This is a genomic window from Microcoleus sp. Pol8_D6 (assembly GCF_036700965.1).
GTDB lineage: Bacteria > Cyanobacteriota > Cyanobacteriia > Cyanobacteriales > Microcoleaceae > Microcoleus.
In genome coordinates this window covers 12,851-24,245 of the sequence record NZ_JAUBPW010000022.1, presented here as the reverse complement: position 1 = coordinate 24,245, position 11,395 = coordinate 12,851, and the positions used below count along the sequence as shown (strand labels likewise).

12 protein-coding genes and 1 other RNA gene are annotated in these 11,395 nt (G+C 47.5%); 11 read left to right on the top strand and 2 right to left on the bottom strand.

The window, feature by feature from the left end:
• Positions 1 to 19: 19 nt before the first annotated feature.
• Positions 20 to 352 (bottom strand): DUF565 domain-containing protein, encoded by a 333-nt coding sequence (locus tag QUA10_RS11360; protein WP_333082888.1) that lies wholly within the window; start codon positions 350 to 352, stop codon positions 20 to 22.
• Between the two features lie 347 nt (positions 353 to 699).
• Here QUA10_RS11360 and QUA10_RS11355 point away from each other — a divergent pair, with 347 nt between their 5' ends.
• From QUA10_RS11355 to QUA10_RS11340, 4 genes are all read left to right on the top strand, one after another.
• Positions 700 to 1,278, top strand: a complete 579-nt coding sequence (locus tag QUA10_RS11355; protein WP_333082887.1) for a hypothetical protein — start codon at positions 700 to 702, stop codon at positions 1,276 to 1,278.
• Positions 1,279 to 1,598: 320 nt separating this feature from the next.
• Entirely contained in the window at positions 1,599 to 3,530 is a 1,932-nt protein-coding gene (locus tag QUA10_RS11350) for a glycosyltransferase family 39 protein (protein WP_333082886.1), read from the top strand.
• Positions 3,531 to 3,572: 42 nt separating this feature from the next.
• Positions 3,573 to 4,100, top strand: a complete 528-nt coding sequence (locus tag QUA10_RS11345) for a GNAT family N-acetyltransferase (RefSeq protein ID WP_333082885.1) — start codon at positions 3,573 to 3,575, stop codon at positions 4,098 to 4,100.
• 137 nt (positions 4,101 to 4,237) lie between these two features.
• On the top strand, positions 4,238 to 4,507 hold the full coding sequence (locus QUA10_RS11340; RefSeq protein WP_333082884.1) for a hypothetical protein: 270 nt from the start codon (positions 4,238 to 4,240) through the stop codon (positions 4,505 to 4,507).
• On the opposite strand, the gene QUA10_RS11335 is transcribed toward QUA10_RS11340, so the two are convergent.
• The gene (locus QUA10_RS11335; protein ID WP_333086252.1) at positions 4,504 to 5,115 is read right to left on the bottom strand and encodes a hypothetical protein; all 612 of its coding nucleotides are present in this window, start codon (positions 5,113 to 5,115) and stop codon (positions 4,504 to 4,506) included. The two genes, QUA10_RS11340 and QUA10_RS11335, sit on opposite strands and share 4 nt — an antisense overlap.
• 78 nt (positions 5,116 to 5,193) lie before the next feature.
• Between QUA10_RS11335 and QUA10_RS11330 the strand changes: the two genes are divergently transcribed.
• From QUA10_RS11330 to QUA10_RS11300, 7 genes are all read left to right on the top strand, one after another.
• Positions 5,194 to 5,379 carry a hypothetical protein gene (locus tag QUA10_RS11330; RefSeq protein WP_333082882.1) on the top strand — a complete coding sequence of 62 codons (186 nt, stop codon included), beginning with the start codon at positions 5,194 to 5,196 and terminating at the stop codon, positions 5,377 to 5,379.
• Positions 5,380 to 5,484: 105 nt separating this feature from the next.
• A complete protein-coding gene (locus QUA10_RS29100) occupies positions 5,485 to 5,643 on the top strand; it encodes a ParE family toxin-like protein (protein ID WP_445243577.1) in 159 nt (52 codons plus the stop codon).
• 134 nt (positions 5,644 to 5,777) lie between these two features.
• The gene (locus QUA10_RS11320; protein ID WP_333082881.1) at positions 5,778 to 7,556 is read left to right on the top strand and encodes a protein kinase domain-containing protein; all 1,779 of its coding nucleotides are present in this window, start codon (positions 5,778 to 5,780) and stop codon (positions 7,554 to 7,556) included.
• Positions 7,557 to 7,793: 237 nt separating this feature from the next.
• Positions 7,794 to 8,184, top strand: a transfer-messenger RNA (tmRNA) gene (ssrA, locus tag QUA10_RS11315).
• 623 nt (positions 8,185 to 8,807) lie between these two features.
• Positions 8,808 to 9,926 carry an NADH-quinone oxidoreductase subunit NuoH gene (gene nuoH, locus QUA10_RS11310; RefSeq protein ID WP_333082880.1) on the top strand — a complete coding sequence of 373 codons (1,119 nt, stop codon included), beginning with the start codon at positions 8,808 to 8,810 and terminating at the stop codon, positions 9,924 to 9,926.
• A 103-nt stretch (positions 9,927 to 10,029) separates the two neighbouring features.
• Positions 10,030 to 10,605 carry an NAD(P)H-quinone oxidoreductase subunit I gene (gene ndhI, locus QUA10_RS11305; protein WP_333042046.1) on the top strand — a complete coding sequence of 192 codons (576 nt, stop codon included), beginning with the start codon at positions 10,030 to 10,032 and terminating at the stop codon, positions 10,603 to 10,605.
• Positions 10,606 to 10,721: 116 nt separating this feature from the next.
• A complete protein-coding gene (locus QUA10_RS11300) occupies positions 10,722 to 11,345 on the top strand; it encodes an NADH-quinone oxidoreductase subunit J (protein ID WP_333082879.1) in 624 nt (207 codons plus the stop codon).
• Positions 11,346 to 11,395: the final 50 nt, after the last annotated feature.

Sequence of the window (11,395 nt, the reverse complement as noted above, 5' to 3'; positions counted from 1 at the left end):
ACCAATATTTCACCATTTTTTAAGAACCTAGTTTAAAAGCCTCCACAAATAAATTGTAAGTCAGACCAATTTTCAGAGCATTGAGCATCTCCACCCACAAAGAACCTGCCGCAGGCCGCAGGCGGGTGTAAACCAGCCAGTTGGCGAACTCCGTCAACAAAACCAACATCCCGGCCGCGATAATATCCCAATCCGCAGATTGTCCGGCGATCGTCGAAATAGCAGTTCCCAAAAAAGTGCCGAACAGCAGGCTAATTATCAGAAGCGAAATCCGCCGCCAAGGATTGCTCAGCCAGCCTCGGAAGCGATCGCCCAGAACATCAATCAATCTGTTAATTCGGGTATTCTGCATAAAAGTTATACCATTTGAGATTTGAGATGCGGAATTACTGATAATTATTGGGGTTTGGAGTACGGGCCTATAGTGGTACTCTTTTTTTCAACTGGTATTAAAAGCTATACCGATAAGTAAACAAATGACCCTCCCGACCAACTCCAAATCCTTACCGGAGTCAGTATGTCGCCATCTAAAATCTCAAATTTAACATCTAAGATGGTATTGAGCGATCGCGGACTTATAGCCGAGAACGGTCAAGTAATTAAGTGTAACTGTATCTTGTGGCACAGCAGCCCCTGGTTTTACATTAAAAATAGTTAAGACTCATTATCGGTGCAGTCTATCCTGTAAGCCTAAAATTTATGAATCTTAAAATTTACCAGATCGTAATTGGAGTGTCGATCGTCCTAATTACAGGAATGTTTCTAGGACGTTTTGAAATCACTATCTCCAACGGTTCAAATCCTTCCAGCGATTGGCCCTCACAAGCCACCGCATATCCCCCCACACTCCCCGTTTCCCCAGTCGCCACAGCTTCTGCCGACACGACCAGCGAGCCCAAGCCCGACTCAACACCAACCCCCCCAGATGCAGAGGAGGAATTGCTTTCCTCAGTCCCTGTAAATGCTAAAGCCTCCGGCCTTTTGCGCGTCAGCAACCGCAGCGAACACCCAGTGCGAGTGGCCCTGCTGTCGAAACGGCAAGCCAAGGAATCCTATGGAAAACCCGCGCACTGGGATTTTGCGCCGGGGGAAGGCGGTGGCAAGGGACTGATGCTATCGCTGCCGGAGGGCAAGTTACAAGTCAAACGGGGAGACATTCTGGTGGTTTTTGCTCAGGATGGTTCTCGCCGCTACTGGGGGCCTTTCGTCGCCGGGGAGACACCCTCACCCGCTTGGAACAGCACAGCCGGAGAATGGCAGTTAATTTTGCAGCCGTGAATGCTTAGCGGCAGGTGCCGAGATTTTAATCGAGAAAGACGGTTGATCCGGTTTTATTGAGAATGGTGCCGCTATGAGAGTTAACCTCAGATAGCGACATCATTACCAGGAACAGGCAAGATGCCTGTTCCACAAAGAGTGAATTTTCTTGTGGGGAGTAGGGGTTGAGCATCCTACGCGCCCATGAAAGCCTTGTTGAGAATGGTGCAACATCTCTGTTTAACCGGATTCGATCGAATGGGGAGTTTCGAGAATGCGAATCTTTCGGTAGACTCTCTATGCGAGCTAAAATTTAAAATCTAAAATCGCAGGAAGTTTGGGTGAAGGAAGTTATTAAAAGTTTGTCAGAGTTTAGAAATCGCCGGATCGCACCTTTGCTGCTATCGATTTTATGGCTGTGCGCGATCGCCTGGGTAGGTTTCTTGTGGAATCTCGGCAACATCGGTTTAGTTGACGAAACGGAACCGTTGTTTGCCGAAGCCGCCCGTCAAATGACGGTGACAGGGGATTGGATCACTCCTTATTTCAACGGCGAAACCAGGTTTGACAAGCCGCCGTTGATTTACTGGCTGATGGCGGTGGCTTACCGCACGCTGGGCGTTAACGAATGGGCCGTGCGTCTTCCCTCGGCTTTGTGCGCGATCGGTCTGACTTGCCTCGGATTTTATACCCTACAAAAGTTCACTCACTCGCAGGAAGAACGAAGTTCGACAACGAGCACTGTACGGGATTTAACGGATGTCAGGAAGCAGGAAGAAGTTCGATGGAAGCCGGAAGAAGAAACAGACAATAACAACTCAACACTCAAAACTCGCCGTCTTCCCCTCTTTTTTTCTACTCCTTGGATTGGTGCGGCCCTAATAGCTTTAAATCCCCAAACTATTGCCTGGGGAAGGACTGGCGTTTCAGATATGCTGTTAGTCGCCTGTATGTGTTCGGCACTACTCGCATTTTTCCTCGGTTACACTCTAGAAGAACAGAGAGAAAAAGCAGAATTTTCCACTGTTTCCGCTTCCCGATTTCCCAATAAGTGGTATCTGACTTTTTACGTACTAATTTCCTTAGCAATTCTGGCTAAGGGGCCTGTGGGAATTGTCGTGCCAGCGCTGATTGTTGGCAGCTTCGGGCTTTATTTGGGAAATTTTCGGCAACTTTGGCGCGAAATGCGTCCGGTGTCGGGAATCTTGATTATTCTGGCGATCGCCTTGCCTTGGTACATTTTCGTTATTTTAGACAACGGTCAAACTTATATTGACAGCTTTTTCGGCTATCACAATTTCCAGCGTTTTACTGGAGTAGTCAACAAGCACTCGGCACCTTGGTATTTTTACTTTTTTGTAGTGCTAGTTGGTTTTGCACCTTGGTCGATTTATTTGCCGGTGGCGATCGCCCGCACCCGTTTTTGGCAGCGCAGTTACTGGCGTCGTCAACCGCGATCGGCTCAGTTGAGTTTATTTGCCCTATTTTGGTTCGGCTGCATCTTTGGCTTTTTTACGATCGCCGTTACCAAACTGCCCAGTTATGTATTGCCTTTAATCCCCGCCGCTGCGATTTTGGTAACGCTGCTGTGGAGCGATATTATTGCAGGCAATGAACCCGAAAACAGGCGCATAAATTTAGAAAAAAAACCTAATTCTTTACCGCGAGGGCTGTTAGTTACATACATTTTTAATGTCATATTTTTATTAATTGTAGCCGGAGCAACTTTCTACAGTTACAACTGGCTGGGAGATGACCCGGCAATGCCCAATTTTCCCCAAGCAATTCAGCAGTCGGGATTGCTGATTGTCGGCGGTACGATTTGGATAATTACAGCGGTGGCGATCGCACTTTTACTCTGGAAGCGGCAACAGCGCTGGATTTTGGTTGCTAACCTCATCGGGTTAGTAGCATTTATCATCTTTGGTCTTACTCCTGCCTACAAAGTGGTCGATATCAACCGCCAGTTACCTCTGAGACAGTTAGCACAGGTTGCAGTTCAACAAAAACTGCCAGGGGAAGAGTTTATTATGGTTGGTTTCTGGAAACCAAGTCTGGTTTTTTATACCCAAGAGCCGGTGACTTACTACCGAGCTGTCACAAAGGCGATCGACTACATTAAGCAATCTAAAAACGCAAATTCTCCCTCTATTTTGTTGCTGGGATATCCAGAGAAATTTGTGGAATTAGGATTGCAGCCAAATCAATATCAATTGTTGGAAAGTCGGGGCGCTTACCAACTCGCCAGGGTTCCGAGACAAGCGTTTCGATAGTGCCTATAGTGTGATCTCATACTTGTTAAACAAGGTAGAAAAATGATTACAACTAAGAATCTTCAACTACTTGCCGTCGAAAGGATTCACATAGAAGCTTTCTTACGAAGTAAAAGCGAGCTTGCAGCAATTTTAAATGTCATAGTGCCTAATAGCTGGCCTCTTTTCCCGGAAGCATTTTCCCTCCCTGTTGACGAAGCTTGCGAATCCAATCCGCCTCCAACTGACTGGCACAGCTACTTCTTTATTCATCCAAAAAATCAAGTGCTTGTCGGCAATGGAGGTTTCACAGGCTCACCTGACGAGTCGGGGACTATAGAGATAGGTTATGAAATTGCTTCCGAATATTGGAATCGCGGATTTGCAACTGAGGTGGCACAGGGAATGATCGATTATGCTTTCGCTCACGAGGAGGTGAAAGCAGTCATCGCTCACACTTTAGCTGAAAAAAATGCCTCGAATAGCGTGTTGCAAAAAGTGGGAATGAAGTTCATTGCAGAGGTGGACGATCCTGAAGAAGGCAAGATATGGCGATGGCAAATAAGCAGGGATGAATATCATCCGACTTAAACTGTAACGCCGTTTGGCTGTTTAAGCCACTGGTTTTGGCGGTAATTTGAAGGTTCTCGGTTGGAGCCTTAAATCTGGCCGATTGAATAAAAGCTATAATCTAGTCACTACCTAAAACCCGAAGCTCGGAGCCTACAATGGTTTCAATTCTCAACAAACCCTCCTCGTTAATCCATGAAATTGGCATTGAAAAAGTCGATCGGTGGAACTTGTTTAAATTTAGTGAATCGCTCCAACAGCGCAGGTCACAATTGTTAGAGAAGAAAAAGGCAGATCAACTAATAGCAGAAGAGGTAGCGGAACTCGACGCCGTTGGGGAATTAGATCGTATGTTTACCCACATCAATGCAATGATGGTGGCTCAAGATGTCAATCAGCGATGCGACGATATAGAACATTTTGGTTAGCCACGCCCTTCAATGTATCCCTTGACAAGTTGGGTAAAAGCTAATATCTCAAGCATTAAGTAAGTGAATAAATTAGCTATGAAAAATGATTTATTAACTTGGCTTTTTTCAATTTTTTTTACTCCCCAACTCCCTATTAATGATTCTAGGTAAACGGAAAAGAAAAACATAGGAATGAGTGTAATCATAATTTCCAACGGCAGAAATGGAAAAGAACCAGGCTGTACAGGCACGGTTGTGTGGAAGACGATATGTCCAATAAACGCCCCAATACAGAGGATAATAAAACCTCCCCCAATCGTCGATATGATATTTGTTATAAAAGCAATAAAAATTGCTTTTAGGATACTGAGATTGAGTAGTTTTTTGTGAATATAAGCTTCTATCGCGATAATTGGGATTAGCAAAATAATTTGATAGAAAACACTCTGAGTGAATAGTGGAATCCCTGCATTTGCGAGATATAGAGATGTATTTAAGTGCATGGAAAAGCTAGTAGAAAACATAGAAGTGGGTTTCCCGTAGTTATTAATGAGGATAATTAGCCTGCCATTTGTTCGACCTACCCTCAACTTGGCTGAAACAATGGATAATGGATAGGATGCCATTTTCATTGTAAAAGTGTGGTAGCCATGACTGAGTTACTCGAACGTGCGTTAGCGGAGCCTTCGAAGAGAATCGCCAAGTTGAAAACATTGTCTGCCAGCGAGCAAGATGCTCTCGCTTCAATGATTCTGGAAGAACTTGAAGACGATAGGCGCTGGGATCAAGCATTCTCCCGTTCCCCAGATGCTCTTGCTAAACTCGCAGCGACCGCAATGGCTGAGTATCGTGCAGGCAAAACCCAAGAACTCGATCCAGAAACATTGTGAAGTCAAGCACTATAACCGAGTTCCGTAGATTATTTGCTGATTTACCTCAACAAGTTAAAGAGCAGACGCGGGCGGCCTATCGCTAGTTCATAGAAAACCCAAGTCATCCCAGCCTGCGTTTCAAGAAGGTGCATCCAGAGTTACCAATCTATTGCCAGAATTAGCCAAAACTATCGAGCAGTTGGTCAGTTGCATGGAGACGGTGCGATCTGGTTTTGGGTTGGTTCACACGCAGATTACGATAAGTTGCTGGGGCAGTTGTAGCACCATACGTGGAATCAATTCGGGAAGGAATGGCAACGCCGATCGAGGATTGCGATCGCACTTTAGACTGGTAACTTAGCCCACCATACGTGCCATAATCAGCCATATTATCTGGTACGCGATCGCCTGAACCTATGGATGCGCTAATCGGCAAAACTTTACAGGGTGGAAAGTACACCCTCGAACAAGAATTGGGAAGAGGCGGCTTTGGAATAACCTTCAGGGCAAATCACCGCTATTTAGGACAGCCTGTAGTCATTAAAACCCTCAACGAATCTCTGCGGCAGCAACCCAATTTTGCTGAGTTCGATCGCAAGTTTCAAGACGAAGCGAGGCGGTTGGCTTCCTGCGTTCATCCGAATATTGTCCGCGTCAGCGATTTCTTTGTGGAAGACGGGCAGCCTTACATGGTGATGGACTACATAGCCGGTCAGAATTTGGGCGATGTAGTCGGTTCAAATAATCCGCTGCCAGAAAATCTCGCAATTCTCTACATCACTCAAATTGGCGCTGCTTTAAAAGTTGTTCATCAAAAGGGTTTGCTGCACCGAGATGTCAAGCCGCAAAACATTCTTTTGCGCCAAGGTACTCAGGAAGTCGTGCTGATTGACTTTGGCATTGCCCGCGAGTTTACTCCCGGTGCAACCCAAAGTCACACTAATATGGTGTCCGATGGCTACGCGCCGCCAGAACAGTATTTTGCCCAAGGAAAATATACGCCCGCCACAGATGTTTACGGTATGGCGGCGACGCTTTATACTCTGCTGACAGCACAGGTGCCGGTGGCTGCAATTTTGCGTACCAGCCAGCCGATGCCTTCGCCCCGCGACTTGCAGCCTCAGCTAAGTGCGGCTGTCAGCTCTGCGGTGATGCGGGGGATGACGGTAGAAGCTCAAAATCGCCCTGCTAGCGTCGATGAGTGGCTGTCGCTGCTGCAGGGGCAGCCTCCTGGTGCAGCGTCGCCGAGCACCGGGCCGACGGTGGCCGTGATTCCGGGACACGGGCCTCAGTCGCCTGCGGGTTCCAGAACAGCGCCTGCTGTGGTGTCTTCTGGGGAAGGCAACCGCAAGGTTTGGTGGATTTTGGGGTTCGTGGCGATCGCACTTATTGTTGCAGGTTTGGTCGGGATGGCTAGGGTTTTCCTCAACCGGCCGTCTTCGGAACCCGCACCCGTAGCCCAGGACGATCGCACTTCGACCCCCGCCGATCCAGACGCGCGCGTGAACCCCGCACCAATTCCCGCGCCGACATCAACACCAGCCCCGACTCGCAGAGAAACTCCGCCGCCTGCTGCTGAAACTCCAGCGCCCGCTGCTGAAACTCCAGCGCCTGCTGTTGAAACTCCAGCGCCTGCTGCTGAAACTCCAACACCAGCCCCAGCGCCAACACCAGCGCCTTCTCCGGAAGCTGTCGAACCCACACCAACGGAAAAACTTGTTGACAAAGAGTTGCCGCCAGATCGATCGCCCGCACCCAGCGAACAACCGGGAACCAGTTATCAGAAGACTCCCACAATCCCTGGGTATGCGGTTGGTACGGCGGAAAGTCAGATTTTATCCGAATTGGGAGAACCCACTGACTCTCAAGCGCGGGGCTATTGGCCAAATACTCGCACCGCACTTTATGAAATATTGCCAAATCGGATTACTCTCGGCTACATTTACGATCGCGATTCGGGCGAGCTAGTACAAACAGAGGGTTCTTTTGCCCAGTCGGTGGACGATTTGGTGGTGCGAACCGCGTTAAACGGGATGGTGGGCGGCGCCAGCAGGGAAATTTTGCAAGGCTTGGGCGACGTGCAGCAACGCCGGAGTAATCGGTTTACGTTTAGGAAGGGTTCGCTCGAAGGGATGATCGAACGCAACGAGCGCGATCGGATTTACATCGGCGTCTGGGACGAAAATTTGCATTAAACTTGGCAGCGCTGACATTTTTGACCACTGTCAATAAACCTTTCAAGGGCGAACTCTGGGGTCCACCCCAAAAAAACTGGAACTCTTGTGGAACTGGCATCTTGCCTGTTCAAAAAAATGGTGCAAGATGTAAATTTTCCCGACTCAGCTTTGTGCCCAAATCGAAAATCCCAAATCGAAAATCCCAGCTCGACTTGACGCAACACGAAATATTGTCTATCATAAAAGAACATACGAGGGGCTGTAATGGTTTCGACAGGGTGGCGAAAGCTGCTCCGTGATGCAGGTCGAGAGGGAGTCTACTCTCGTTAATATCGGCTCAAAAAAAATAGTAAATGCGAACAACATCGTTCCTTTCGCTCGCAAAGCCGTAGCTGTAGCCTAAAAACTTCTTGAGCTCGGTTTAGAGTGTATGCCACCTCACTCCGTTAAAGGTAGCATAACAACCCCCAACGGATGCCCTAGCTAAACGTTTCTAGTCGGCTAGCTAGGAAAGCAATCACTAGAAAATCCCCCCATTTGGGATAAAGATGGTTCCCGCCCCGAGGATTAGAGGGGATAAACCTGTGAACGATCGGAAGGTAAATACCCGCTTTGGACGGCAGTTCGATTCTGCCCAGTTCCATAAAAAAAGTAGCGTAAAATCAATGGTTTAAGCCATTTGAAAGTTACTTTAAAGCATTAAAAGGGCCCAGAGTTAACTCTGGGCCCTTTTGTTTGGCCTATATCTGGCTTATAGCTGAGTCTAGATCCCCCTCGCATCCCAGGGCTGTTTCATTCTCAGGAAAATCATGGTTTTGTAGGGGTAGTGCCCCCGTGCCTACCCCGCTACCGACGATCGAAGGGGCGTTTCAGGCATCGGGGCAACAACGGGGGTTTGCCCCGGAGCGAGAATGAAACAGCCCTGCCTCGCATCCCCATAATTAATTAAAGGGAGTTGGGGGGATCGAGATTTGAGACACGAGAGTGCATAAATCCAGATTGATTTCTTACTCAAAATCGATCGGGCACTCAACAGTCAACAGCCAACAGTCAACCGTCAACCATCAACCATAAGTTACCCACCCATTAGCTACGCTGCGGGCTCATATAATTAGAACTTCACCTTGTCTGTGCGTTCTTGGAGCCTGTCGGGCGATATACTATTAGGCGGTAAAGCATTAAAAATCTTTACAAAGACCCCGATTTCTAAGCCTACTCCTACAAAGGACGGGTGAAAAATTATATGCTGATCGCTCAAAAGCTGGACAAATGAACCCAGGAATTGACTTACAAGGAAGTTTCGTAGAAGCCCTCATGAATTTGGGCTTACCGGCGGACATCGCCCAAGTGCTTTGGCTACCGCTGCCAATGTTGCTGATGATTGTCGCTGCCGTTTTCGGGGTACTCACTAGCGTCTGGCTGGAACGGAAAATTTCCGCCGCCGCTCAACAGCGGGTAGGCCCGGAATTCATCGGCCCTCTGGGAGTTTTAGCACCCGTTGCTGACGGTCTGAAGTTGGTATTCAAAGAAGACATCGTACCTGCAAAAGCTGACGCGCTGCTATTTACCCTAGGCCCGGTAATTGTGGTGATTCCAGTTTTTCTCTCCTACTTAATCGTGCCGTTCGGAGAGCATATGCTGATCGCCGATATGGGGACAGCAATCTTTCTGTGGATTGCCCTGTCTAGCATTCAGCCGATCGGCTTGCTGATGTCCGGCTATGCTTCCAACAACAAATACGCCCTCCTCGGAGGACTCAGAGCCGCGGCTCAATCCCTCAGCTACGAAATTCCCCTAGCTTTGGCAGTATTGGCAGTCGTGATGATGTCCAATAGCCTCAGTACGATCGACATCGTACAGCAGCAAGCCGGCTACGGCATTCTCGGTTGGAATATCTGGCGGCAACCAGCAGGTTTCCTGATTTTCTGGATCGCAGCACTAGCAGAATGCGAACGGTTGCCCTTTGACCTCCCGGAAGCAGAAGAAGAATTGGTAGCAGGATATCAGACTGAGTACACTGGCATGAAATTTGCTTTGTACTATATCGCTTCCTACGTTAACCTCGTCCTTTCTTGCCTGCTAGTAGCAGTTTTGTACCTCGGCGGCTGGGAATGCCCGATTCCTGTCGGAGTGCTGACAAATGCCCTGGGATTGAGCGAGACGACTCCTTGGTTACAGGTAATTACTGGCTTGCTGGGCATTACAATGACCATGTTGAAAGCCTACTTTTTCCTGTTTCTGGCAGTTCTGCTCCGCTGGACTCTGCCGCGAGTGCGGATCGACCAATTGCTAAATTTGGGATGGAAGTTTTTACTTCCCGTTGCTCTAGTTAATTTGCTATTGACCGCAGCTTTGAAACTTGCCTTTCCCTTTGCTTTTGGCGGTTAATTAATAATAGGTAAAGGGCAATAGCTAAACAAAAATAGCTGTTAACCAATTACCTATTATTAATTATCAATTACCAAAAACTCAAGTACAGAGAGAGAACACCATGCTAAAATTCCTCAATCAAGTAGGCGAATACGCCAAAGAGACTCTTCAAGCTGCTAAGTATATCGGTCAAGGGCTATCTGTTACTTTTGACCACATGAGACGCCGGCCGATTACGGTGCAGTATCCTTACGAGAAACTAATTCCTTCGGAACGTTTCCGGGGTCGAATTCACTTTGAATTTGACAAGTGCATCTCCTGCGAAGTCTGCGTTCGGGTGTGTCCGATCAATTTGCCTGTAGTGGATTGGGAATTTAACAAAGAAACTAAGAAGAAGCAACTCAAGCACTACAGTATCGATTTCGGAGTGTGTATCTTCTGTGGCAACTGCGTAGAATATTGTCCGACTAATTGTTTGTCGATGACAGAAGAGTATGAGTTGGCCACCTACGAACGTCACGAATTGAATTTTGACAACGTGGCCCTCGGACGTTTACCCTACAAGGTTACAGACGATCCGATGGTAACACCGATGCGGGAATTCGCTTATTTGCCAAAAGGTGCGATCGACCCTCATGAAGTTTCCTACACCGATCGCCGCGCCGGTCTGCGTCCCGAGGAAATTATCGAAAAGTAAGTAATTAGTCATTAGTCAGCAGTCATCAGTCATTAGTGAAATAACCAATTATTAATGACTGCTAACTAATGAGTAAAAACGAACAATAGAAAACTAATAATTGAGGATAAAAAATTGTGAATCTAGCTGAAGGGGTTCAAATTGTTTCATTTGGAATACTGTCGGTAATGATGATTGCAGGAGCATTAGGAGTAGTGCTGTTCTCCAACATCGTTTACTCAGCATTTTTGCTGTGCGGCGTATTTACCAGCATTGCCGGCTTGTACCTGTTGCTGAATGCCGACTTTGTAGCAGCAGCGCAGGTATTGATTTATGTTGGTGCTGTTAACGTCTTGATTTTGTTTGCCATCATGCTAGTAAACAAGCGAGAAGACTTCCGCACAATTCCCAACGCTTGGGTGCGTCAAGTAGCAACTGCAGTGGTTTGTGCTGGTTTATTTGCGCTTTTGGGTACGATGGTGGTGTCTACTCCTTGGGCTATTGTCGCGACGACAGGAGCACCGGCAGAAAGTTCGATCGTCACAATCGCCAAACATTTCTTCACCGACTTTTTGCTGCCTTTCGAGTTAGCATCAGTGTTTTTGTTGATGGCAATGGTAGGGGCAATTGTGTTGGCGCGCCGCGATTTCTTCCCGGATGAACTGTCAAAGAAGCTATCCGAAACACCTGCTTTGAGTTTGCCGGAAAGACCTCGCGAATTAGTTTCTGCCGGAGATGTGTCTTCGCCAGAATCTAAGTAATATTATGGTGCGCCTAGCGCACCATAGTGTTAGTTTTGTAGTAACTTTAG